The 24,695-nt window shown below is 42.3% G+C and carries 19 protein-coding genes and 1 pseudogene; 15 read left to right on the top strand and 5 right to left on the bottom strand.

Features of this window, described 5'->3' with window-relative positions:
• Window positions 1-134 precede the first annotated feature (134 nt).
• From EXT48_RS08075 to EXT48_RS08050, 6 genes are all read left to right on the top strand, one after another.
• Window positions 135-3,809 carry an ATP-binding protein gene (locus EXT48_RS08075; RefSeq protein WP_240703364.1) on the top strand — a complete coding sequence of 1,225 codons (3,675 nt, stop codon included), beginning with the start codon at window positions 135-137 and terminating at the stop codon, window positions 3,807-3,809.
• 58 nt (window positions 3,810-3,867) lie between these two features.
• Window positions 3,868-4,377: a YgjV family protein gene (locus tag EXT48_RS08070; RefSeq protein WP_130164131.1), complete on the top strand. Its 510-nt coding sequence runs from the start codon at window positions 3,868-3,870 to the stop codon at window positions 4,375-4,377.
• A gap of 315 nt (window positions 4,378-4,692) precedes the next feature.
• Window positions 4,693-7,677: a TonB-dependent receptor gene (locus EXT48_RS08065; protein ID WP_130164130.1), complete on the top strand. Its 2,985-nt coding sequence runs from the start codon at window positions 4,693-4,695 to the stop codon at window positions 7,675-7,677.
• Between the two features lie 167 nt (window positions 7,678-7,844).
• Window positions 7,845-8,933, top strand: coding sequence for a Xaa-Pro peptidase family protein (locus EXT48_RS08060; protein WP_130164129.1), 1,089 nt, complete (start codon window positions 7,845-7,847; stop codon window positions 8,931-8,933).
• 9 nt (window positions 8,934-8,942) lie between these two features.
• The gene (locus EXT48_RS08055; RefSeq protein ID WP_130164339.1) at window positions 8,943-9,887 is read left to right on the top strand and encodes an ornithine cyclodeaminase family protein; all 945 of its coding nucleotides are present in this window, start codon (window positions 8,943-8,945) and stop codon (window positions 9,885-9,887) included.
• A complete protein-coding gene (locus tag EXT48_RS08050) occupies window positions 9,868-10,125 on the top strand; it encodes a hypothetical protein (RefSeq protein WP_017217477.1) in 258 nt (85 codons plus the stop codon). Before EXT48_RS08055 ends, EXT48_RS08050 begins: the two co-directional genes overlap by 20 nt.
• A 144-nt stretch (window positions 10,126-10,269) precedes the next feature.
• On the opposite strand, the pseudogene EXT48_RS08045 reads toward EXT48_RS08050, so the two are convergent.
• Window positions 10,270-10,462, bottom strand: a pseudogene (locus tag EXT48_RS08045) (site-specific integrase); the annotation flags it as partial.
• Between the two features lie 334 nt (window positions 10,463-10,796).
• Between EXT48_RS08045 and EXT48_RS08040 the strand changes: the two are divergent.
• From EXT48_RS08040 to EXT48_RS08025, 4 genes are all read left to right on the top strand, one after another.
• A complete protein-coding gene (locus tag EXT48_RS08040) occupies window positions 10,797-11,558 on the top strand; it encodes a cyclodeaminase/cyclohydrolase family protein (RefSeq protein ID WP_130164128.1) in 762 nt (253 codons plus the stop codon).
• Between the two features lie 117 nt (window positions 11,559-11,675).
• Window positions 11,676-12,746, top strand: coding sequence for a hypothetical protein (locus EXT48_RS08035; RefSeq protein ID WP_130164127.1), 1,071 nt, complete (start codon window positions 11,676-11,678; stop codon window positions 12,744-12,746).
• Window positions 12,747-12,903: 157 nt separating this feature from the next.
• Window positions 12,904-13,362, top strand: a complete 459-nt coding sequence (locus tag EXT48_RS08030; protein ID WP_130164126.1) for a hypothetical protein — start codon at window positions 12,904-12,906, stop codon at window positions 13,360-13,362.
• Between the two features lie 125 nt (window positions 13,363-13,487).
• Entirely contained in the window at window positions 13,488-14,039 is a 552-nt protein-coding gene (locus EXT48_RS08025) for a hypothetical protein (protein WP_130164125.1), read from the top strand.
• A gap of 293 nt (window positions 14,040-14,332) precedes the next feature.
• Here the strand turns inward: EXT48_RS08025 and EXT48_RS08020 are convergent, their stop codons facing one another.
• Together EXT48_RS08020 and EXT48_RS08015 are read right to left on the bottom strand one after the other, a co-directional pair.
• Window positions 14,333-15,499, bottom strand: coding sequence for a putative manganese transporter (locus EXT48_RS08020; RefSeq protein WP_130164124.1), 1,167 nt, complete (start codon window positions 15,497-15,499; stop codon window positions 14,333-14,335).
• A gap of 70 nt (window positions 15,500-15,569) precedes the next feature.
• Complete coding sequence (locus EXT48_RS08015; protein WP_130164123.1) at window positions 15,570-17,195, bottom strand: M28 family metallopeptidase; 1,626 nt, start codon at window positions 17,193-17,195, stop codon at window positions 15,570-15,572.
• A gap of 258 nt (window positions 17,196-17,453) precedes the next feature.
• On the opposite strand from EXT48_RS08015, the gene EXT48_RS08010 reads away from it, so the two are divergent.
• The 5 genes from EXT48_RS08010 to EXT48_RS07990 all read left to right on the top strand — a co-directional run bounded on the left by EXT48_RS08010 (window position 17,454) and on the right by EXT48_RS07990 (window position 21,990).
• Window positions 17,454-18,254: a DUF3025 domain-containing protein gene (locus EXT48_RS08010; RefSeq protein ID WP_130164122.1), complete on the top strand. Its 801-nt coding sequence runs from the start codon at window positions 17,454-17,456 to the stop codon at window positions 18,252-18,254.
• A 1-nt stretch (window position 18,255) separates the two neighbouring features.
• On the top strand, window positions 18,256-19,041 hold the full coding sequence (locus EXT48_RS08005) for an ATP-binding cassette domain-containing protein (protein ID WP_010604694.1): 786 nt from the start codon (window positions 18,256-18,258) through the stop codon (window positions 19,039-19,041).
• Window positions 19,034-20,242 (top strand): ABC transporter permease, encoded by a 1,209-nt coding sequence (locus tag EXT48_RS08000; RefSeq protein ID WP_130164121.1) that lies wholly within the window; start codon window positions 19,034-19,036, stop codon window positions 20,240-20,242. The genes EXT48_RS08005 and EXT48_RS08000 overlap by 8 nt, the downstream gene beginning before the upstream one ends.
• Before the next feature lie 155 nt (window positions 20,243-20,397).
• Entirely contained in the window at window positions 20,398-21,546 is a 1,149-nt protein-coding gene (locus tag EXT48_RS07995) for a hypothetical protein (RefSeq protein ID WP_130164120.1), read from the top strand.
• 150 nt (window positions 21,547-21,696) lie between these two features.
• Complete coding sequence (locus EXT48_RS07990) at window positions 21,697-21,990, top strand: hypothetical protein (protein ID WP_130164119.1); 294 nt, start codon at window positions 21,697-21,699, stop codon at window positions 21,988-21,990.
• A gap of 22 nt (window positions 21,991-22,012) precedes the next feature.
• Here EXT48_RS07990 and EXT48_RS07985 read toward each other — a convergent pair whose 3' ends face one another.
• On the bottom strand, window positions 22,013-22,813 hold the full coding sequence (locus EXT48_RS07985; RefSeq protein WP_010604698.1) for a UDP-2,3-diacylglucosamine diphosphatase: 801 nt from the start codon (window positions 22,811-22,813) through the stop codon (window positions 22,013-22,015).
• Between the two features lie 130 nt (window positions 22,814-22,943).
• Complete coding sequence (locus tag EXT48_RS07980; protein WP_130126379.1) at window positions 22,944-24,671, bottom strand: proline--tRNA ligase; 1,728 nt, start codon at window positions 24,669-24,671, stop codon at window positions 22,944-22,946.
• Window positions 24,672-24,695: the final 24 nt, after the last annotated feature.

Raw genomic sequence — 24,695 nt, 5'->3', positions numbered from 1 at the left:
TTTAGCTATTTGTAGCTTAGCTCTGTAGCGCATGTATGCGCTAAACCCATCAAAAAACACATGCTCTTTTTCGCTTTTGCTATAGTTAATATAACGCGGGCTAACATCTCGACTATATGACTCTACTCAAGCGCATGTCTCTGTTCGTTGTACCATACAGCACACTGAAATGGTTTTGTGTGTTGCTGCTGTTGTTATTACCGAGTTCTCCTTGTGCCGCCAGCTTTCCCGAATTTAGCGATACGGCGCAGGTTATGCGACGCTATGACTATAATTCTGGCCTCAGTCAGGTCACTATCACTGCCATTACGCAAGATCAACTCGGGTACATTTGGGTTGGCACACAGTCCGGTCTAAATCGTTTTGATGGTCATGATTTTGTTCAATTTGAAGTAAAGCAGAACTCCAAACATCATCTCTCCGGTGGCTTTATTACCTCACTATGCCACAGTGGCAAATATATCTGGGTTGGAACAAGTACTGGGCTTAGCATTTACGATACTGAAGCGGGGACCTTTCGCTCTATCTTAGCGGCGCAGAATGAGGCGGTGAGCTCCGATAGAGTGAAAAAAGTGGCCTGTTATGGTGAATCAGTCACTGTATCAACAGAAGAAGGCGACGCTTACCGGGTTAACTACCAGACCTTGACGCCTGAAAAGCTTTATTTAACCGGTAAATTTGTTCGTGAAGTCCAAGAAACAAGGGATGCGTTTGTTTACCTCAATGCGGATGGCCTAGTCCGTCAGCCAAAAGACAAAGTCGGAGCCAATGTTCTGTTGGAAGGTGAGTTTAAAACACTGTCGCTTTCCCACGGACGGATATTCGTGGTTGACGCGGATGATAAAATCATTAGTTTCGACACTCAGTTCAATAAAGTGCAATGGCAAAAGTCGGTCAGCGCGAAAGTAAATCTTAGTATTCATCAAATTAAAGTCAGGGCGAATGAAATACTCGTCGCTTCCAATACAGGTGTGTTTATTTTAGACCTACAAGGTAATATCAAACGTCATTGGTATCGTCGCGCAGAGCAATATGACGGACTACAAGACAACAATGTTCTGAGCGTTCAACGAGACAGAAATGGTGATTTGTGGATTGGTACGGAATCACAAGGCCTGCACTTTTTTAGTCAGCTGAGCGAGTCGTTTGGTCATGTTGGTGAACAAAACTTTCCGCACGCTCCCTTGGGGCATCCTGATGTTAGGAATTTCGCATTAGACAGTAGTGAGCGTTTTTGGATAGGTACGTCATCCGGTTTATATATTTATCAAAAATCGAGCTTTATCGAAGCGCATCGAATTTTCCCGAGTTTGTCTGCAATCAAAGGAAGCTTTATCACCCAAGTAAAGATTTATGATGACACCTTGTGGGTAACAACAAGGGGAGATGGCGTTGTTAGATACGCCTTAACTCAAGGGGAATATAGCCATTTGATGCCTGACTCTGATAATGGCCCAGAACTCAGTTTTAATGATGTCATTGAGTACCAATCTCAGATCTTAGTGAGTTCAAGGACGCTAGGTCTCATGAGGTACGACGAAGAATCGAAAACCTTAGTGCAGTTTTTTGAAAATCGTTCAGATGCGCCTTCACATGTGTCGTCGTTTAAAGTGGTCGGGCAAGACCTATGGTTTGGTTCTATCGGTGAGGGTTTATTCAAATTTAATAAAGGTCAGCTTCATAACCTCACCACACAGGATGGCTTAAAGTCGAATTTGGTCTTTATGATCGATGAAGATCCATGGCAACGTATCTGGGTTGCAAGTGAAGCGGGTATTAGTTTAGTTGATAAACAAATGAAAATTGTCCGTACTATTGGTGAGCAAGAAGGACTAGGAAACCAAGCCGTATGGGGGCTGGTTTACGATGACTACGAATACATGTGGCTTGGAACCAGTGGTGGGCTGTCCCGCGTTAATGTGATGGATTTTGCTATTGACAACTTTCTACCCATTGACGGAGTGCAAGCCCATGAGTTTAACTACAATGCCGCGTGGAAAGCCCCTGATGGCCGAATTTTTATGGGTGGAGCCAAAGGCTTTAATCAATTTTTTCCTCAGAATGTATCAATTTCAAATACCGCGCGACCTATTTTGGTCTCAACAATCGAATTACTAGGCGAGCCATTAAAGCCAAGTCTAGATGGGATCCTCACGGTCGCACCGGAGCTGGCGGGTTCATTGCGGCTACGCTATGACCAAAATATTATATCGCTACAATATTCAAGCTTAGATTTTGGTTCTGAGAAGCTGAACTTTTATTACCGTATTAAAGGATTAAGCGACAAATGGTTAAAACTTGCAAATGGAGCACGGCAAATAAACTTACTCCAGCTTGAACCCGGCACCTATCAAGTAGAAACCTATACCGTAAATCGCTTTAATATGCAGTCGCCCGTTCATGAATTTAGTATTTATATTGCCGCGCCAATTTGGTGGAATGCTTACTCGAAAACCCTTTACACCTTAGTCATTGTGCTGATCATCGCTGCATTTGTTCGAGCGAGACAGCGGCGTTATCAACAAGTACTGCGGGATAATCAGAAAATGTCTGCGCTACAAGAGCGGTTGGAGTTGTCGTTGTGGGCGAGTGGTGACGAACTTTGGGACTGGCATGTTGAGTCGGGTAAAATTTATCGCTACAGCGTGAATCCAAGGATCGACTTTAGTGAACTCCAAGATAAACTTATTCTCAATGAGCTTGACCAGTTTGTACACCCTAAGGATTGTGTGTTACTTGAGGAGCGTCTGCAATCCTGTGTAGACGGACGAGAAGACGTATATGAACTGTCTATTCGAGTTAAAGATCAACAGGGAGAATGGATCTGGGTATTAGACAGAGGAAAGGTGGTGGCCCGAGATGACAATGGTAGAGCAACGCGGATAGCGGGGGCACTGAAAGATATTGCTGATTTAAAGGCACATCAACAAGCCTTGCAGTCGTTAAACGAGCAACTTGAGATAAAAGTCGCGATGCGCACCGATGAGCTATATAAAAAGAATCAGAAACTTGAGCAAGCAATGTTTGAGTTAAAGCAAACGCAAGAAGACTTGATTGAAAGTGAAAAAATGGCTTCTTTGGGTGTTGTGGTTGCGGGTGTTGCGCATGAAATCAACACCCCGTTAGGTATAGCTATCACCGCACTTTCGCATAATGAAGATTGTTTATCTGAGCTGGTAGAAAAGCTTGAGAATAAAACCCTTAAGCAAAAAGATTTGGTCACTTCTATCGATGCACAGCAGGAAGGCTATCTGCTGATCAGTCGCAATCTGCAAAGAGCAGAAAGCCTTATTAGTAACTTTAAGCAAGTTGCAGTCGATCAATCCAGTGAGACGGAGCGTGATATTAACCTGCTTGAATATATCAACGATGTATTCGATTCACTCAAACCATTGGCTAAAAATAAAGAAGTATATTTGTCTATAGATGGGAATGCTGATGTAAATCTCTCCACCTATCCAGGCGCAGTTTATCAAATAATGGCAAACCTATTTAACAATTCCGTTATCCATGGTTTTGAGGGGAGTGCCTCTGGCACAGTCAGCGTGTTAGTCGAGGCGACAGATAGCCACTGGACTATTGTATATCGCGATAATGGTGTCGGCATGGACGAAGCAATGCAAAAGACCTTGTTTGAGCCATTTGTAACCACAAAACGTAATCAAGGCGGATGCGGATTAGGCATGCATATTGTTTATAATTTGGTTACGCAACTTTTAAAAGGCGAGATCCGCTGTAAAACGGCGAAATTACAAGGTGTCGAAATTACAATAAAAGTACCGTTTAAGAAAATAACGGCTGAAAATTAACTTAGGTGAATTACAGCAAGCTAACGGTCTGTGACAATGCTTCTTTTAGGAGTTTGTCATGTTCTTATTATCTCAAGTTTTGGTTACCGTTGCTGTTTTACTCGATCTCGCCTCATTTCAATTTATGAAACGCCAGCAAGTGTTATTGGCACTCAGCTTGTCGACTGCACTCACTGCAATTCACTTCTATCTACTTGATGCTATGGCTGGTGCTTTGCTTATGGCGGTTGCGAGCCTCAGATATCTGGTGTTCATCAAGTCGCAGTCAAAGCGCTTGCTTATCGGGTTTCTACTACTCAATACAGTGCCACCTTTAGTACATTTAAATGCAAATTACGAACTTTATGCTGTTTTTGGTAGTATTTTATTGACATTAGGGGCATTTATTCGCGAGCAGGTGGCATTTCGGTGTGTGATGATGTTAGGTACGGTGTGCTGGCTGATACATAATTGCTATGTCGGCTCACCCATGGCGATTGTGTTAGAAAGTACCTTTTTGGTGAGTAATTTGATTGGGCTAGGGCGAATTTATATGAAACGTAAAACGAATAAGTTGAAGGCTGAGTAAAACGCTCAGGCTAGCAGCCGAGTTGAAATGGATCCAATTTTACTGCTGTAGACACCAATTAAATTTAAAATATATCAAATAACTCAATGAATTAGGTTAGTCCTTGTCTGCTTTCTAAGCTGTTTGTAATGAGTTCAAGCGGTATCAAAAACGAGCTGAAATAAAAATTAATAAATAATTCCTATCTAAATCAAAGTGTTATTATCTTTATATGCAATTATTGCATAATTAATATTGTATACAATATATCTATTGTGTATTGTTTGTTCGTTACCAAAAAAACACTCAAATCAATGGGAACAAAAGGACAACAATATGCGTAATAACAAAAAAACAGCGCAAACACTGTGTAAATCACTCACAGCATCAGCACTTGCTCTAGCATTGGGGACTACTACTGCATTTGCTGCAGATGGCAATAGCACTGTGAAAGGGAGCATCGTTAATGGTCAAGGTCTTGAGTTATCGCAGGCTGAATTGACCTTTACACATAAAACTAAGGGGCTGAAGTTTGCTGTACAAACTAATGGCAAGGGCGAATACATTTTACGTAATCTGCCTGTTGGTCGTTACAGCGTGTCGATTAATAAAGCAGGATTTGAAACCGTTATTGAAGAGGATGTCGAGCTTAATATTGGACAGGCGCTGATCTTAGACGCTCAACTATTACAACAAGGACAGGATATAGAACGGATAGCAGTAACTGGTACGGCTATCCGACGTGTTGATATGGCCTCGTCAACGGCTGGCGTAACCTTTACAGACGCAGAGCTTAAAGTTATGCCAGTAAACACCGGCTTTGAAAGTATCGCGTTACTCGCCCCGGGTACCGCTGAACCTGGTGGTAGTTCATTTCGTGGTGCATCAAGCTTTGGCGGTTCTTCGTCAGCAGAAAATGGTTATTACTTTAATGGCCTAAATGTCACGAGTATTCAAACGGGTTTAGGCTCAATTCGCTTACCTTGGGAAGCCATTTCGCAAACCCAAATCAAAACGGGGGGAATTAGCCCTGAATTTGGTGGTGCACTAGGGGGGATCGTTAATGCAATCTCTAAATCTGGTGATAACGAATTTAACTTAGGGGCGGAAGTGAGGGTCGATCCTTCATCAAGTCATAGTTATCACGACTCTAATTATTTAGATAATGGCACCATCAATATAAATACCGAGCAAGATTATGACTCGTTCAAAGAACTGCAAATCTGGGCGAGTGGTGCACTCATTGAAGACAGCTTATTTTACTATGGTCTGTATGCGCCTCGACGAGAGGTTAATCGCTGGGCTGGGCAAACGACCTTCAATGACAGAAGCCGAGATGAAGACCGCTGGTTTGCAAAACTAGATTGGTTTATCAATGAAGACCACTCAATCGGCTTTTCAGCCATGAATAACAAAAGAGAATGGACGAGACAAACCTATGCCTATAATTGGGAAAGCGATGCGATTGGTGGTAAACAAGGTGTAGCGGCTCCCGGTGAAGATGGCGGTAAGGTTTACAGCATCAACTATAATGGCTACTTTTCAGACTTTTTCTCGGTGTCTGCGGTAGTTGGTCGAGTCACTGAAAATGTAGAAAATATTGTCGCATCAACCGTACCGGGAGTTTGGGATGAAAGAGAAGGGACGGTAACCTTATCAAGCCACACGGCAAGTGGTGTTTCTGAGCAAGAATTTATCCGTGACCAAGCGAGAATAGATTTTAATATCGATTTGGATTATCACTCCATTCTGTTTGGTGTCGATTATACCAAAGTGACAGTAGATTATTTTGAAGGTCAAAATGGTCTTGGTGATGCAGAAGGCTGGTGGACAATTAAAACCGCTGGTGAAGGGAGTATTTCCGGTGCTGCACTTGGTCAAGATTATATTGAACGCCGAGTGAGGACTAGGACGGTTGATTCTGAGGTTAACTCGCTTGCTTTCTATGTCAATGATTCTTGGCAAGTCACCGATCAGCTCGTGTTAAATCTAGGCCTGCGTTATAGTCAGTTTGAAAATACCGTCACTGACGGCAGAGCATTTGTTGATATGGATAACCAACTTGCGCCTAGATTTCAAGCGATTTACGACCTAAATGGTGATGGCGAATCCAAAGTTTTCTTTACTTACGGGCGATACTTTCAACCTGTGTCTGCCAACATGAACATCACTCAAGGCTCGGCTTCAGTAGAGTGGTTTGAGTATTTCGACCTAGATCAAGTCGACAGTGATGGCTATCCCGTTTTATTAAGTGATGGCTCGCCAAGTCGAGGGGAGATGCTTCGAGATAGACGCTGGCGCCAACGCGGAATTACAGAGCCCGGTTTGATTGCTTCCTCCACCCTTAAGCCGATGTATTCTGATGAGTTGACCTTAGGGTACCAGACCACCGTTTTTGACGATATGGCATTTGGGGTTAGAGCGATTTATCGAGATCTTGGACGCAGTGTTGAAGATACGGATGTCGGCCCTGTGCTTGCGAAGAAATTAGCCGAACTCGGTATCCAAGACAATGTCGGTCAGGGTTCTTACTATGTGCTAAATAACCCGGGTGAAGCGATCACCATGAGTTATGACTTTGATGGCGATGGCCAAGTCGATGAAGTGACACTCACTGCAGAAGAGCTTGCCCTGCAACAAGCTGTGCGTAAATATCTGGCACTTGAATTTACCTTAGAAGGAAATATTACCGACAAGTTACGGATTAATTCTTCTTATACTTGGTCACACAGCTATGGTAATACAGAAGGTTTAGTGAAAACCGATAACGATCAGGCAGATCCTGGTTGGACAACTTCCTATGATTACGCGGATCTGATGGATCACGGCTATGGTAATTTGCCGAACGACCATCGCCATTCAATAAAAGTATCAGGTTCTTACGATATTACAGATGAGTTAACTCTGGGGCTGGTTGCAAGAACGTCATCAGGTCGCCCGACTAACTATTTCTCAAAACACCCTGTCGGTGTAGATAGCTGTGCGCCTGGTAACCCTTGGGATGCTTGCGTGAGTAAATATTACGGCCATGTTTCGCATTATGACGAAAACGGCAATCCAGCTCCTCGCGGCAGCGTTGATAATCTTCCTTGGGCAACCACGGTAGACTTATCACTCAGTTACTCTACCGATATCATGGGACATGACTTGTTACTCAAGGGCACCGTTTATAACCTACTAAACAGTGATAAAGCGCTTGGGATCAATGAACAGCGATCTTTAGATGGTGCAAATGGCTTAATCGTTAACCCTGACTACGGCATTACAACGTTACGACAAACTGAGCGTTACGCGTCGTTGGTTGCAAGGTTTACATTCTAGTTTCCCTGGTGATAGCCAAGACTGGGTGCTATGCACCTAGTTCTTGGTTTAAGCCAAGCCAAGTGTTTGGCTTATTTTCAAAAAAGTATAGCAAGGAGCTGTATTAGTTCTAAGGATCCGTTTAACTTAAATCAAAATAACGCAATACAAAGAGAGTTTTAATTACGATGAATGTGGATTACGCAGCCAGACAGCAACGCTTAGTCAATAAATTACAACAACACCAAAGTGACGCTATCATTATTTATGGCTACGAGAATATTGTATATTTAACTGGCTTCACCGGTCATGCAGCAACATTGTTGATGTCTTCAAATGGGCGACACCGACTCATTACCGATTATCGTTACTTTGAGCGTGCTAGCAATGAAGCGGTGGGAGTCGAAGTCATTTTAAGAAATCGTGATAAAGAAACGCTACCTGATTGTATTTTTAGATTACTGGATGAGCCGCGACAGCTTGCATTTGAAGCGCATCATATCAGTCACGCAGATTATGTCTCATTAAACATCAGCGCAAAAAATACCACGCTTATTGCCGCGCCGCTGTGGGTGGAATCACTAAGACAAGTTAAAGATAGCTATGAAATTAACTGTATTAAACGTGCCGCCGAGATAGCTGACTTGGCGCTTGCCCATACACTGCCTTTGTTAAAAGTAGGGATCACTGAGCGAGACGCGGCAATTGAGCTTGAGTATCAGATGCAAAAGCTAGGCTCCGAAGGTCTTTCTTTTGACACAATCCTATTATTTGGTGCACGTTCTTCCTTACCGCACGGAAACCCAGGACAGACAAAACTTAACCTAGGCGATTTGGTACTTATCGACTTTGGTGCGGTGATAAGCGGCTATCGCTCTGATATGACGCGAAGTTACGTGTTAGGGGAGCCGACGAAGCAACAACAATCCATTTATGACACGGTCCAACATGCGCAGCGAGCTGCGTTGGCGCTAATAAATGCAGGCGTTAACTGCATAGATTTAAATAACGCATCACACGATGTGTTGAGTCATAGTGACTTTTCACAATATGCAGGTGAGGGACTTGGTCACGGTGTGGGACTATTTTTACACGAGCAGCCATTTATTAAACCTGGGGTCGATCACCAATTAGAAGCTGGCAATATCATAACCATAGAGCCTGGTATTTACATTCCAAATTATGGTGGTGTGCGCTTGGAAGAAGATGTACTGGTGACTGAAAATGGTTTTGAATGCTTAACCCACGCGCCACAAGTATTTCAGCTTACGAACTAAGGAATGATGATGCAAATTATTACTCGCCAAGAAGTCGCGGATAGCCTCAACTACCCAAGCTTAATTCAGGCGCTTAAACAGGGTTTTGCGCAACCAGCAGGTACACCAACACGGCAAGTTTTTGAGCTAGATGATAGTCACAGCAATCATGACGCTTTTGCTGTTTTACCTGCTTGGAATGCCGACGTGATTGGCGTAAAGGCGTTTACCTATTTCCCTGATAACAACCAGCACGATAAAGCCAGCCTTTACTCAAAAATCATGCTGTTCTCCAGACAGTTCGGCGAGCCGATCGCGCTTGTGGACGGCACCGAAGTAACGTTGTGGAGAACCTCTGCTGTGTCAGCATTAGCCGCAGAGTATTTAGCACCTAAGCATGCCAAACATTTGGTTTTCTTTGGTTCAGGCAATTTAGCCAGTTACATGATTAATTCGCATTTAAGTGTTAGAAATTATAGTAAAATTTCAATAATTGCACGCAATGCTAAAAAAGGACGCCTGTTGCTGGAGCTATTGTCCTCGCAGCATCAGGGAGTGGAATTTTCATTGTATCAGCAGGCAACTGCGTCTGTTATCGCTTCGGCAGATGTGATCAGCTGTGCAACAGGCAGTCATACGCCTTTGTTCAATGGAGAGTGGTTGAGCGATGGTACGCATATAGATTGCATTGGCAATCACCATAAAGATTGTCGAGAAATTGATACCACAACGGTAACTAAGAGTCGCGTTTTTGTAGATAGTCGCGCCAATGTATTGAACGAGGCGGGCGAACTGTTGTTACCGATCAGTGAAGGTAAATTTAGCCCCGAGAAGGTGGTTGCAGAGCTTAGCGAAATGACTAAAAATAATCTAGGTCGAAGTAACGAGAACGAAATTACTTTGTTTAAGTCTGTAGGAACAGCACTGAGTGATTTAATTGGAGCGAAATTAGTGTATGACTTGGTTCAAAAATAAAGAGCACGGTAAAGTGTATGAAGTAACTGCAGTAGTCAAAGCTGCTGATAAGCGCTTGGTGAATCCGCTTATTTGTCACGAATGTCACATGTTGGTTAGTTATCAAGGAGTTGGTGGCGAAACGAAAAGTGAAAAGCTGCTATATGATGAGGTGTTTTACAAAGCGTTTCAAAACCACGATAGCTGTTACGTCATGGTGGATGACAATGGTATTCGCCATTATCATCCAAGTGAGTAAAGTGACTTATTCAATTAAGTGAACACAATTAAGTGAATAAGCGCTAATTTTTGACCTGACAAAGTACAAATATAGAACGCTATAAATTCTGACATTTCAGCTATTGGTCAAATGCGGACAGCGGTACTAACATGTTTCTGTCCAATTTCGTTGGTTGGCAAGGAAGGTTAAAAATTGTGTAACCTCTTCCGTTCCCATTGTTTCAGGGTGACGCTTGTGGTGAAAGTTAATGAATGCCTTAATCCAATATAGGTAGGTTTTTTTCTGTTCTAATGCTGTAACCACGGATACGCATTTCCTCCTGAAGACCTTTCAGAAATGGGCTTTTTAGACTCATGATAACTCCTCATTCCACATTGTTGTATATATATACAGCGCTATCTAAAGTTCTCGGATATCAAGGGAAAGAATGAAAAAATTTTTGCGCGTTTACGCATGAATAGATTAAAAATGTTATTGTTTATCAAAAGGTTATTTGTCTGCGATTTGAGATAATAGGTTTGGGAAACGCGCATGCGCATTTTTCCAGATGGTATATTTAGCAGAATGTTGATAAGTTCTTTGCATACTGATAGTTAACTGTGCGCGTTTTCACTGGTCCAATGAGGTAAACGCGCATGCGCACGAATAAAATGTTAAACGTCATTTCGATAACAGGATAAAGCGACAATATGGATAAAGGATTAGTAACAACCAGCAGCCTTTTGGATAAATCAGTAAATGGCCTGTTGGACGACTTTGGCGCAGGAAATTCTGCACCAGGATCAGGGAGCGCAGCTGCACTTATGGGAATATTGGCTGGAAAGCTAATAATTACAGTTTGTAGCCTGAGCATCAAAAAAGCCGCCCAAGAAAAACGCGCAATCGATGACGGTACTATTAAATCAAATCAATTGAAATTCATTCCTTTTGAGAATCAATTTCAATTCATAATTGATGACATTAAAAATAATATAGAGCCCGAGTTGAAATATCTTTTCGAAGAGGACTCTAAAGAATTTGAACAAGTCGTCGAACTCAGAAAGCAGCGGATTCAGGCAGGAAATGACGGTAACAAAGAATTGCAATCAAGATATAACAAAGAATCATTAGATAAGTTACAGCATGTGACTGACTTTGTTTTTCGAATTTCAGATCAGTGTTTTAAATTGATTGATCATGGGAATTTTATTTTCGATAAAGCCTATACTGCGGTGAGAGGAGACTCCGGTGCAGCAATCAGCGCGGCAATAGCCGGTGTTACGTCTTCAATATTTATCATCAATTTAAATCTCGTTTCACTTAGCCGAAGAAATTGGTCTAAAGATAAAAAGAAAGCTTGTGATGAAATGTACGAGAAGCTCCAGAAAAAGCAAATTGAAGCTTTCACAAGAGTTGGCGCACTAAGCTCTGAAGTTGTAGAAACAATGCAATTTAATATAGATGACGTTTAACAAGCAGCAGCATCGGACTGTCAAACCCGTCACTCAAATTGCTTCGCAATTACGTGCCAGCTTTGCCAGCCGCTGTGCTGGGCGTTATGTTTCCGAGAGTTTAATAGGATGATAGGAATGGAATATGAAATTGGTATAGATTTATCAGGTAACCTTGTTATGGCTGGTCATACTATTAACGGATTTGAGATTGTACCAAACAACTTTCCTGATATGGTTGGGATGATTAACACGGATAGTGTAAAAGTACGAATGTATAATATAGTCAGTCCTACTATCCCGACTGATGCCAAAGTTGAAATGTCAGTCAAACATGACCATAAAAATGATGCATTTCTTTTGGTTTCTGGTGGTTGGATACCATGTTTATTTGTTAAAAATAATACAATTTTATTGGCTGATAGGAATGTTATTAGTGAAATTGTTAGTAGATATAAAAACGGAGAAAAGAAAAATAAATCCCCTTTAGATTCATTTGATAGAATTTTCTTGAACAACAAGGTTAGTGTCGATATCACTGCATTTGTAATCGAAGGTAATGAACGAAAAATTCCTGATAATAGTATGATTGATGAACAGATTGAGAATGTAACAAAATCTCTTAATTCAGCATTGCCGAAGTTAAAGGTTACTAAATACCCAAATGGCAATAATTATTACTATAGTTTTAGGGATATGTTATCTAGTTCAATAGAAAAGAGAATGAGCTTTTTCGAAAAGATTGCCCCTAAGATAAATAAACAGTTCACTGAGAAATCTAGACAGCTTGCGGTTAAACAAGTATTTTCTGCAGCAGAGGAATTAAAACTAAGCAAGACAGATATCGCGGTAATCCTTGCATTACTTAGAATCACTATGGTTGGTAAAAAGACAGCAGCTCAACTGGTTCTGAAAGACTCTCAAATTTACAATGAGGATAAATCTTATAATGCAGCATGTGATTTAACAGCTCTTGAATTACTGTTTAACTTAAATCGATTTCACATTGATAGGAAAAGTGGCTACAACGTTTCATTTATTACAAAAGATAAAGGCTTGTCACTGTTATCGTCGTTATTCTCGAATGTTGAAGTCAATGGAAGTGATGGAGAAAGCTTAAGTATAAATGCTACGATTGTTGGCACTGTGTTCGGTGATGATGAGGATTTAATAAAAACTTATCAAGACTGGTTTGCAGGTAAAGTTTAGTCATCAACGAAGAAACATAACAAACAATTTAAGAGTGATTCCCAACGCTTGGCATTTTCAGTTCAAGGTAGGGTTTCGTGTTTACGGTGCAATGGTTTAGGTTAGGTGGCTGCGTTGTTCACACCTTAATGCGGCGTTCTATTTCTCGGAGGAATAGATGAAAATTAAAATTTTGATTATTTTGTTCCTATTACCGTTTGTCGCTAATGCAGAGAAGTATGCATTTATAGGTTCACCTTATTCCGTGTCTCAAAGCGATGGCTTATGTGAAAGGTTGTTCTCAAAACAAGGCGATGAAATCATTTGTACAAGTGTTGGCTTTGAACTTAAGTACGATGTCATCGAATGGATCTTTAACCCTCAAAAAGGAGATGAGTTCATCTTTTACGGTTTTTATCATTACACTGGTTTGCCTTCTTATACTGCTTACCCATATGCTTTGGTTGTCGTCGAAAAACGAAATAGTATTTTTGTAATGCAACAAATCAAGCCTATTTTAGATAATGACAGTGAAGATTGGATGGTTTGCTCAACGGACACTGCAATGGATAGTTCAGAATGCGCATTGCCAATGCCAGTAAACGAATATATCCAGTCAGTGGTAAATGAAATATAACAAGCCAATGAATCAGATTCACCAAGGCATGTCATGCCATTTGCTGAGCAAATCGCCCGCCAGCACCTGGCTCACTTATTATTGAAGCGTTAGTTTGCAACCATATTTAAGCGCATAGAGGCACTATGGATAGAGTTAAAGTTGTAGCTATTAGCGGTGCATCTGGATGCGGTAAAACATCAACTGTCAGGCAACTATCCAGTGATTTCGATTGCCCTTTTTTACATTTTGATGATTACGTTCATAAATTCAGCTATCCACAAGACATGAAAAAGTGGCGTGAAAATGGTGCCAACGTATCCGAAATCAATACGCCTGATATGGTCATTAAGCTTCGGCAATTAATTGAAGGCAATTACTCGTATATTTTTGTCGAAGAGCCATTTGGTAGAGAACGCAGCTGTATTTCTTCGTTGATAGACTATGTGATTTTACTTGATCAGCCTATGGATATTTGTCTTTCTCGGGTTGTTAGGCGAAACATTGAACACGGCTCAAATGATTCACATAGTTCAGTTCTAAAATATCTGGGTAATTACGAAGGGCACTTCAGAGATATTTATATTGAAACGGTAAATCAAGTTCGTAAAAACTGCGACCTAATAATTCAGGAAATTTGCCCTGTTTCAGTAAACGTAGATATTGTTAGCAAGTGGCTAAAAAGTAAAACAAACTAACAAGCGGCTGTTGTGCCCTTTCAGGGCTGGGACGGCCTTTTCGCCGCTTTGCGGCTACAAGTCCGCCCCAAAAGCCGGGCGTTAGCCCATAGAAATTTTTATTCGAAATTCGTCTAATATAGCCGACGACCTAAAACATTTTTGTCCAAAAATAAGTTTATTTGACCGTCCGCTATTCGCTCTTTTCGGCAATTAATCAGTTACGAGCGGTCAGATTTGGTTGAACTCATAACCCTAAACAGCCAGATCGTGCTTGAGCCAGCGTCAGATCACTTCGTCGACGTGCTCAAATATTAAGCCAAATTAATGTAGTAGAGGCCGTAGCCCACGATAAATGCAGGCACTGCAGAGTAGATAGTGGCAAATAGCGCCGCCCTTGGTGCCAGTGCTATCGCTGGAAATAACGCATCGCCATCGTTAGCAACGGCATTGGCCGCCAGGGCACTAAATGGCACGACGCCTTGCAGGTACAGCGTTGTAACAACAATTTGGGGTCCACAGCCTGGTAATAATCCGACAAGAATAGCCACCAGTGGTGCATACAGCGCATAGTCTTTAAACCAAACCGCGAGATCAAGCCCTAAATACGCAGTAGATAGCTCGTAAAGCAAAAAGCTTGCAACGACCCAAGCGGTCACAAAGTGCGTGTCCTGTAGTACTCTAGTGAGTTTTGACGGTGGGTCACATTCACCTTCTTCACAGGTGATATCTTTATAGCTTACGCCTTTTGAATTAAGTGCCCACACACACACAGCAAAAAGGCACAATGCTGCTCCAAGCCAAGCAATTTCTGTATCAAAAGGTGCTAAGTCGACGTTAAAAGCAATCGCGAGCGCAATTGCAAGGCTAGGCAGTAAGCCCAGCTTCCACACCTTACGGCTTAGACTAAACGCACGGCTCGCGTGTAAGGTTTCTTCTTCGACCTCATTGATGGTCTGCGGGACACAAAAGTCGGGTTGATGAATTAAATGCACACATAGCCCACTCACGATACCCACACCAACCCCCATCGCGATGATAGTGAGGCCTGTCAGCGGCTCTTTGGCGAGTAGCAAAAACGCTGCATCTCCCATCGTCGCAGTAAGCACTGCGACAACTGAAGCAAAGCTTGCTTGTTTTTTGGTAAATTGGGTGACCACGATAATTGCACCACCACAGCCGGGCAGTGCGCCCAATATTGACGCCATGGCTATTTCGAGAATAGGGGATTTGGTACTCAAATAACTGAGATTAAGCTGTGGAATTTTATCAACAAGAAAGTAGTACACGAGTAGAGTAGCGGCAACAAAGACGCTGACTTGAAAGAATGCATCGCTCAGCGCGCTGACCACAATTGGTCTCGCCGTTTCAAATGCTAAAAGTACAATAATAACGAGGGGTAAAATTAGCCGTTTGTTGAACAATAAACTCACCTTAGCGCCATGTGCTGGTTGAGAGTATCGAAGTAGAGATGAAAACATAAAGTGCAACCCGTGTATTGTCTAAGTTGCACTTTAATTTTATTTTAAATGAAAATCAATATCATTTGCATTATTTTCTTTGAAACTCTGCGGTTGCTTTCCATTTCGGCCATGCATCTTGCTCAGAGACATCGTAGCCAACTTTAAAGAACAGCTGTAGATCCTGTATCGCGCCGCTTAAATCCCACTCTTCACGGTAGCGGTCACACGGCTGATGATAACAACCACGCAATACTAAGCCCATACGTTTACGGTAGGTTTCAGTCTCTTCGTCACGTGCTTCGGTTCCACCACCGGCGTACATGGCAGGCACACCCATGTTCGCAAATGCGAAGTGATCAGAGCGATAGTAACCACCAGCGGCAGGACGTGGATCCCCTGAAACGACGCGGTCTTGCGCTTTTGCTGCGGTTTCCAGCATTTCATCAAGCTCAGATTTACCAATACCGACTACGCTGATGTCTTTTACTTTACCCAATAAATTTAGGCTATCCATATTGATGTTAGCAACGGTTTTCTCTGCTGGAATAACAGGGTTTGCAGCATAAAATTTTGAGCCTAATAGACCTTGCTCTTCAGCCGTCACAGCCAAAAACGTAATTGAACGGCTAGGGCGAGTTGGCAGTTTAGTAAAGGCTTCAGCTACCTCAATCATACCGCCTGTACCGCTAGCATTATCATGCGCGCCGTTATAGATCTGATCGCCTTTACGGTTTGGATCGGTACCTAAATGATCCCAGTGTGCTGAGTAGATGATGTGCTCGTCAGACTTATTACTACCTGGTAGGGTGGCGATAAAGTTATACGAAGTTGATTTTTTGATGGTGTTTTTGACGGTAACTGACGCGCTTAGGTTGCCCATATCAACGTGGTATGCGCCAGCTGCTGCCTTTTTCTTTGCTGTGTCAAAATCAAGTCCAGCCTTTTGAAACAGCTCTTTAGCAACGTCTACTGTTACCCAGCCTTCAACCGCAACGCGGTCCATATTGTTGTTTTCTTTTTGGAAGCCAAACTGTGGGCCACTCCAAGAATTTTCTACTACGCTCCAAGGATAAGAAGCCGGCGCTGTTTCATGAATAATGATCGCACCTGCTGCGCCTTGGCGTGAAGCTTCTTCGTATTTATACGTCCAACGACCATAATAGGTCATAGCTTCACCGGTAAATTTACCCGAATCAGGATTAGCAAAACCTGGATCGTTCACTAGCATCACCACTGTCTTGCCTTTCACGTCTAGGCCTTCGTAGTCATTCCAGTCGTACTCTGGAGCATTTACGCCATAGCCAACAAAAACCAGCTCTGAATCTTTGATTGACTCGAGTTCGCTGATACGGGCCGAGCCCATCACCATGTCTTTTTTATATTCGTAGTTTTTGCCACCGATTGTTAACGTCATATTAGGATCGGCTTCAAGCGAAACAAGCGGCACTTCTTGTAAGAAGCTGTTGCCATTACCAGGCTGATAGCCAAGTGCTTTAAAATGTTTGGTTAAATAGGCAAGCGTTAGCTCTTCACCTTTTGTTGACGGAGCACGGCCGCCAAACTCGTCAGAGGCAAGGGTTTTAATATGGGCTCTGAGTTGAGCATCATTAATACTATTGTATGCAGTATCGATGTCTTGGGGGCTATTGCTAGTGCTAACACAGCCCGCCAGCACCGCCATAGATAAAGCGCTGAGCGTCAGTTTAAGTTTCATAATTGCCTTTCTTTTACTTGTTAGGAACCCATAAGTAGTAACATAAAATGCGTAAAAGTTCGAGCGGGACAAGACGGCTAGAGGAGATAGAAATCAATGAAAATCCGTAGCTGGTATAAAGCACAGCACAATTTTTAATAATTACCTTAATTTTAGCATGCGATGTAGCCTGTTACGCTCATTTACAATTGGCTTTTGCCAAGTATCAGGCGCTTCAGTAAAATAGTCGGCTAATTGCATGATAAGTATCTCAATCAAATGAAAAAGTTTACAGCGCCTGAGGCGTGGCAGGTTGCATGTTTACATGCTGAACCATTTTCCCATTTAAATCAGCTTTTTGACTTAAAAAGCCAACAAGACTGGCCAAGCCCCCAGTGGCTGTCTTCGCACGTAAACAGCATTAGCTTGCAACAGTATGATACCCGCTTTGTGGCCGATGAAACGATAGACTTTGGCGATAAATACTATGAAGAGATTATCTTTGAAACCCATCAGGTACCGACGCGTAGTCAAAATTGGCACGACTTATTTGGTGCGTTGATTTGGTGTTTATTCCCAAAAACAAAAGCTTTGTTAAATGCCCTACATATCGAAGAAATAGCGCAGTTTGGTTTAAAGCAGCGGAGTAAAAAGCGTAACGCGTTAACACTCTTTGATGAGTGTGGTTTGGTGTTGGCAATCGATGATGATAAATGGCGTAATGCCTTTAAATCACACCAATGGCAGAATGTATTTTACGATAATCGCTCAGAATGGCAGCAAAACCTAAAGCCTTTTGTATTTGGTCACGCAAACTACGAGATGCTAACCAATCCCTTTATTGGGTTAACGGGAAAACTGGTGTGTATCAATGTTGATGCTGCATTTTGGCAACTTTCACTAAGCGAACAATATCGTTGGTTAGATGATAAATTGGTCGCACTGATCAATGATGGGCTGCTTGAAGACAATACCAAAATGTCACCCATTCCGCTGCTTGGGATCCCAAACTGGCATGAGCCACAAGATTTAGAATTTTATCAAAATACGGACTATTTCAGGCCGAAAAGAAGGAAATAGCATGATAGCTATCAATGGATTAAAAAAACGCTTCGCCCTGACTCGCGAACACAAAAAGAAAAAGAGTCAGACGGATCCTCGCGAGCGTGATGGTTTTTTTCACAGTGTAGAAGAGGTTAACCTGCACTGTGGGCAAGGTGAAGTACTTGGATTGCTCGGCCCCAATGGGGCGGGAAAAACCACCACTTTGCGTATGCTATCAACTGCGCTGACGCCGGATGCCGGCACTATCTTAGTGGATGGTCAGGATATTGTGAAAAAGCCTGTTGTTGCACGCAAAGCCATCGGTTTTTTATCAGGGTCAACAGGGTTATATGGACGTCTAACAGCCAAAGAAAATGTTGAATATTTTGCACGACTTCATGGTTTAAAAGGAAAAGCATTAAAAGCGAAATGCGATGAGCTGTTTCAGCGCTTAGAGATGGAGACCTTTCTAGATAAAAGGGCTGAACACCTATCGACCGGTATGAAACAAAAGACCAATATAGCAAGGGCGGTGGTACATAGCCCTAAAGTCGTGGTACTAGATGAGCCTACGACAGGCCTTGATATTATGACCACACAAACGGTTATCTCTTTTATTCGCGACCTCAAAGCACGTGGTACACCCGTTATATTTTCTACCCATCACTTAGATGAAGTTGCATTATTGTGCGATAGGGTGTCTGTTATCGATAAAGGGATCACCTGTTTTGATGGCAGTTTGGCTGAGTTTAAAGCAAAGGGGCAAAGTGAAGAGCTAAATCAGGCATTTTTGAATTTGTTGACGGGAGCACAGCATGTTTGAGGTATTTTTAAAAGAAATTAGAGAGCTGCTGCGCGACCGCAAAACACTGTTTTTTGTGATTGCACTACCGATGTTGGTATTTCCCGTGATTATGGCGTTAGTCGGCTTTATGGCTTCACAAGCTGCTATGGAAGCGAAGCAAGAAGTTCATACGTATTACATCGCAAATGAAGCCTATGCTGAAAAGTTCTCTGAGCAGGTTTTTTATCATAAAAGTTTTAAGAAATATACTGGTGAGCTCAAGCTTGATAGCGTCGAAGCACTGAGTGATGCGGTACGAAGTGGCGTGATCGATGTTGGGGTTTTTATTCCATCCGATCCGGTTGAAAACCTGGAGTCTGGCGTAAAAAGTGAATGGAAAATCGTGTTTAACGATGCGCAATCTATCAACTTTATTTATGACCGTTTGTCTAAACTTGCTAAGAAGTTTTCTGATGAACTCAGAGCGGCGAAGTTAACCTCACTGGGGTTGTCGCAAGCGGAGCAAGTGGCAGTGCTCCAGCCTATATCGATTACTAAAGTGGATACTGCTGACAAACGCGAAAATTTAGGCGAGAAGTTAGGTGCGTTTATCCCTTACATGTTAATTCCGTTGGTATTGATGGGGGCAAGCTATCCAGCTATTGATTTAGGCGCTGGAGAGAAAGAGCGTGGCACCTTAGAGACGCTGTTATTAACACCAATCTCACGCACAGAGCTGGTGTTAGGTAAATTTTTAACCGTATTGAGCAGTTCAATATTCTGTGCGCTTATCACGGTTTCCAGTATGGCACTGTGGATAGGAATTGCCAGTAGCTTTGTCGAACTAGATGTTATTAAAAACGCCTTCTCGTCGGTTGCATTATTAGACTTTGTGTTGATTTTTGCGTTGTTGCTTCCTGTTGCAGTGATGCTTTCGTCGCTAACACTTGCTATCTCAATTTACGCTAGAACCTTTAAAGAAGCACAAAACTACATGGGGCCGCTCAGCATGGGGATCTTCATTCCCATTGTGATGTCTTTAATGCCAAATATGGAGTTAACCGCAAAAACCGCATTGATCCCAATTACCAATGTCGCATTAGCGATTAAAGAAATCATCAAAGGCACAGTTGATTATGGTTACGTAGCATTAATTTTTGGCGCTTCTGCTGTTCTAGCGGCGGGGTTACTCGTATGCTGCGTTAAATGGTTTAATAAAGAAACCGTATTGTTTAGGTAAAGTTTCAGCTAGGCGTGAGTCATTGAGAATTATGGCGTTTTTCTGTACGATAAACGCCTTATTCAGCGTTTAATTTTTTGTAATTTAGTCTTCTACCTGTTTAGGTAGCTTGTGCAAGTAGTAGGTTTCAATATTAGTCACTCAAGGAATGTAGGATGACATCAACCACGGTACTTAAGTCAGTCAGTGAATCAGTTACTAACGGCATTGCCATTTTATTCTTGTTATCGTCGGTTTTTCACTTAGTCGGGTCAAGCTTTTTGGAAGCTCTGATCTACTTAGTGATTTCTTTGTTACTATTTTCATACCGTAATCGATTGATGTTTGACCCTGCACAAAAGCAGTTTGTTATCACTAAACGACTATCGTTATTGAATATAAATATTCGGCGAATAGACGAGTGTGTGATACCGCTTTCAACCGTGACTGATGTATCTTCGGGTTGTAACAAGCAACTCAATTATATTGGTATAAGTTATCTATCAGAAAGTGAGGAGCCTGCGGTCTATTCATTTTCGTGTTTGCGGCAAGCTGATAAACTCACCGCGCTTTTGTCGGCATCAGGTCTTGACCATAACGTTCAACCGATGGCAGATGCGGATGCAGATAGAAGATCAGCTACGCGCTCAACTCCAACTAGCCTTGCAAGATTATTTCCTTTATTTATGAATAGCAATCGCGATATTGAAGCACGATTCTCCGTGTTACGATGTGCACTACCGACGCCTAAGCATAAGCTGCATATAGTTTGGATGGTGGTAGGGGCTTTTGGTCTAATGACCTGCTTTATTCTTTACTCGTCACAAAATTACATTGCTGGTTTAGTATTTTTGGTGCTCACGTATTTGAGCTATTGGTTGACGTCATTATTTATCAGTAATAAACACTATTTTGTTTACCAATCGCCCTGTAACCAAATTAAGGTTGAGGAAAATAGTTTGCTGCTACCTGCGTTACTGTTTACAGATAAACAAGCACGAGAGGTAAAAAAGGATGAAGTTAACGATATTAAGGTACACTGGAATACGTTTACAGTTAGCGACTTGGATAGGTTAACCGCGTCGACTCGTCGTAATCATATTGTTGATTTGGTCTTTGATACTGAGTATGGCGCAACGGTTTCACTCTCTGGTATGAGCGTAGAAGCTGAGCCACTCTTACTTGCGTTAACGCATTGGCAATATCCTTTGTCTATTGAGCGTACGGATAAAGCGGTGTTCCCAATGGTGAGGCACTTTCAATATGGCATTCTAGTGTTTATTTTGGGTATAATTGTCTGGGCAATGACTACATTTGTGATATAACGCACCTGACGAAAAGCGGAGATTGTTTTCATAAAACGTCTTTTTAAGTGATAAAGCTTGGGTAATTACCCATTCTTGGGCAACAAGTATTGTTAACAAACGGCGATTGTTTATTTCTAATATAACTTCGCTAAAAATAAGTGAAAGCATATGAAGAAAAATCAGGATTGTCCTCAAGCGCTGTTTGAGGATATGTCGCGAAAGGAAGCGATACTAAAAGAGTTTAATTCGCTGAGGCCTAATAATAAGCGACGATTCTACCAGATCATCGGTATGCTAACGGCAGTCGTATTTTTAATTTATCGCTACCCAGAAATTATTGAACAACCCGTTTTATACATCTTTTTGATTTTAATGATGAGCTTAAGCGCAGAGGCATACGTGCAAAACAAGCGTATCAATAAACGCATCGATTTACTGCATAAGCTATTAAAAGAAGAGTGACCGGAAGAACTGAAGCCGCTAACTAAGCGGCTTCAACATTATCGGTTTTAACATTGTCAATTTCAACTACGTTGAGTACGGACTGTACATCTGACCAATGCAGCAATTCGATACGACCTTCTTGGTTTTCAACCAATGCCGTGCAGTTTTCTATCCAATCACCATCGTTGCAGTACACAATACCATCTACGACACGGATCTCTGGTTGGTGGATATGCCCGCAGATAATACCGTCGACACCTTGCTTCTTCGCTTCATGAATTGCTGCATTCTCGAATGCGGCAATGGCCTCTCTGGCTTTATGCACGCGTTTTTTCAGCCAAGATGCAAGCGACCAATAATGACCGCCATATAAGCGCCGTACACGATTGGTCCAGCGATTTAAGAAGAGTAGAAAATCATAAGCGGCATCCCCAATGATACTGATCAATTTGTTGTATCTTGTTGCCGAGTCAAAATCATCACCGTGTAGTAATAAAAACCGCTTACCTGCTGAAGTGGTATGAATAAAGGTTTTATGCACTTCGACTTTAAAAAGCGTTTGCCCAACATAGTTTCTGAAGGTTTCGTCGTGATTACCCGGTATGTAGATAACGCGTGTACCAGATCCCGCTTTTTTTTGTATGCATTCTAATACCTGATAGTGGGATGGATCCCAAAAAAACTGGCGTTTCATTGACCATAGATCAACGATATCACCAACCAGATAGAGTACATCACATTCAGTTTTGTTGAGAAAATCTAGCAAGAACTTCGCTTTACAGTCCTTGTAGCCCAAGTGTACGTCTGAGATCCAAATACTCGGATAGTATGTTGTTTTCATGGCTTGGCTCTTTAGCGTAATAATGACAATGCTAAGAGGCAAAGATGACAGTGGCGGGGCAGTTAGGAGAAGCTAATATGACAAAAGAGCATACACCTGTATGCTCTTTTATTATACAATTTACGTAGGCTTATTTGCTTTTAATTGCATTAACGATTGTTTCAACCGCAGATCCGATATCCAGCATCAGCTTTTCGCCCGTTTGACGATTTTTCAGCTCAACCTTATTTTCATCAAGGTTACGCTCGCCAATCACTAGGGTGTATGGAATACCGATAAGTTCCATATCGTTAAACATAACGCCCGGACGCTCTTTACGGTCGTCGAATAACACATCAATTCCCGCATTTTGTAGATCTGCATAGAACTTTTCTGCGATCTCTGGGATACGGTGAGACTTATGCATATTCATTGGCACGATTGCCAACTCAAATGGCGCAATCGCAACAGGCCATTTGATACCATAATCATCGTTATTTTGCTCAATTGCAGCGGCAACGATACGAGAAACGCCAATACCATAACAACCCATGGTTAATGTTTGGTTTTTCCCTTCTTCGCCAAGTACACCAGCTTTCATTGCTTCAGAGTACTTAGTACCAAGTTGAAACACGTGACCTACTTCAATACCACGTTTGATAAGGATTTTACCTTTACCACAAGGGCTTGGATCGCCTTCAACCACGTTACGGATATCTTCAACAGTATAAGCGCTTACGTCTCTGTCCCAGTTGATCCCACTGTAGTGAACACCATCTTTGTTTGCACCAGCAACAAAATCAGCCATGATAGCTGCGCTGCGATCGACAATAACAGGCATTGAAAGACCAACAGGCCCCAAAGAGCCTGGTTTTGCACCAATAGTGTTAACAATGTCTTCTTCGCTCGCCATCTCTAGCGGTGAATCCACTAGTGCTAATTTCTCAGCTTTCAGCTCATTTAAATCATGATCGCCACGAACGATAAGTGCGACAAGGCCGCGTTTACCATCTTCGTCTGGTGCACCATACACGATGAGTGTTTTCACACCACGGTGTGGTTTAACGCCATGTTTTGCTTTTAGTTCAGCGATGGTGAAAGCTTCTGGCGTGTCAAACGTGTTAAGTTCTTTACTTGGCGCTGGGCGAGCTTCAGTTGGTGCAAGCGCTTCTGCCTTTTCAATGTTTGCAGCGTAGTCACTTTCATCACTGAATGCGATTGCATCTTCACCAGACTCTGCAAGTACATGGAACTCATGCGATAGGTTGCCGCCAATTGAACCACTGTCAGCAATAACAGGACGGTAGTCAACGCCTAAACGATCAAAAATGTTGCAGTAAGCTTGGAACATCTTGTGATACGTTTTTTCAAGACACTCATCAGTCATGTGGAATGAATAGGCATCTTTCATGGTGAATTCACGCGCGCGCATCACACCAAAACGTGGACGAACTTCGTCACGTACTTTCGTACTGACTTGATAAAGTGTGATCGGCAGTTGCTTATAGCTGTTGATTTCGCGACGTACAAGATCAGTGATCACTTCTTCATGCGTTGGACCAAGTGCAAATGGACGGCCATGACGGTCATTAATACGAAGTAGTTCAGGACCAAACTGTTCCCAACGGCCTGACTCTTCCCATAGCTCTGCAGGCTGGATCACGGGCATTAGCAGCTCAATCGCTCCCGCTTTGTCCATTTCTTCACGGACTATTCGCTCTACTTTGCGGAAAACTTTTAGGCCTGATGGTAGCCAAGTATAAAGACCTGAAGCCAATTTACGGATCATACCCGCTCTAAGCATTAGCTGGTGGCTTACCACCTCTGCATCAGACGGCGTCTCTTTTAGAGTCGCTAATATATATTCACTCGTACGCATTCTTATTCCAGTATAAGTTACTTA

The organism is Pseudoalteromonas sp. CO348, from assembly GCF_004208845.1.
Taxonomy (GTDB): Bacteria; Pseudomonadota; Gammaproteobacteria; order Enterobacterales; family Alteromonadaceae; genus Pseudoalteromonas; species Pseudoalteromonas maricaloris.
This window is presented reverse-complemented; position numbering and strand designations above follow the sequence as displayed.

Coding starts and splice junctions, on each gene's coding strand:
- EXT48_RS08075 (WP_240703364.1), top strand. CDS start 135: ATGTCTCTGTTCGTTGTACCATACAGCACACTGAAATGGTTTTGTGTG.
- EXT48_RS08070 (WP_130164131.1), top strand. CDS start 3,868: ATGTTCTTATTATCTCAAGTTTTGGTTACCGTTGCTGTTTTACTCGAT.
- EXT48_RS08065 (WP_130164130.1), top strand. CDS start 4,693: ATGCGTAATAACAAAAAAACAGCGCAAACACTGTGTAAATCACTCACA.
- EXT48_RS08060 (WP_130164129.1), top strand. CDS start 7,845: ATGAATGTGGATTACGCAGCCAGACAGCAACGCTTAGTCAATAAATTA.
- EXT48_RS08055 (WP_130164339.1), top strand. CDS start 8,943: ATGCAAATTATTACTCGCCAAGAAGTCGCGGATAGCCTCAACTACCCA.
- EXT48_RS08050 (WP_017217477.1), top strand. CDS start 9,868: ATGACTTGGTTCAAAAATAAAGAGCACGGTAAAGTGTATGAAGTAACT.
- EXT48_RS08040 (WP_130164128.1), top strand. CDS start 10,797: ATGGATAAAGGATTAGTAACAACCAGCAGCCTTTTGGATAAATCAGTA.
- EXT48_RS08035 (WP_130164127.1), top strand. CDS start 11,676: ATGGAATATGAAATTGGTATAGATTTATCAGGTAACCTTGTTATGGCT.
- EXT48_RS08030 (WP_130164126.1), top strand. CDS start 12,904: ATGAAAATTAAAATTTTGATTATTTTGTTCCTATTACCGTTTGTCGCT.
- EXT48_RS08025 (WP_130164125.1), top strand. CDS start 13,488: ATGGATAGAGTTAAAGTTGTAGCTATTAGCGGTGCATCTGGATGCGGT.
- EXT48_RS08020 (WP_130164124.1), bottom strand. CDS start 15,499: ATGTTTTCATCTCTACTTCGATACTCTCAACCAGCACATGGCGCTAAG.
- EXT48_RS08015 (WP_130164123.1), bottom strand. CDS start 17,195: ATGAAACTTAAACTGACGCTCAGCGCTTTATCTATGGCGGTGCTGGCG.
- EXT48_RS08010 (WP_130164122.1), top strand. CDS start 17,454: ATGAAAAAGTTTACAGCGCCTGAGGCGTGGCAGGTTGCATGTTTACAT.
- EXT48_RS08005 (WP_010604694.1), top strand. CDS start 18,256: ATGATAGCTATCAATGGATTAAAAAAACGCTTCGCCCTGACTCGCGAA.
- EXT48_RS08000 (WP_130164121.1), top strand. CDS start 19,034: ATGTTTGAGGTATTTTTAAAAGAAATTAGAGAGCTGCTGCGCGACCGC.
- EXT48_RS07995 (WP_130164120.1), top strand. CDS start 20,398: ATGACATCAACCACGGTACTTAAGTCAGTCAGTGAATCAGTTACTAAC.
- EXT48_RS07990 (WP_130164119.1), top strand. CDS start 21,697: ATGAAGAAAAATCAGGATTGTCCTCAAGCGCTGTTTGAGGATATGTCG.
- EXT48_RS07985 (WP_010604698.1), bottom strand. CDS start 22,813: ATGAAAACAACATACTATCCGAGTATTTGGATCTCAGACGTACACTTG.
- EXT48_RS07980 (WP_130126379.1), bottom strand. CDS start 24,671: ATGCGTACGAGTGAATATATATTAGCGACTCTAAAAGAGACGCCGTCT.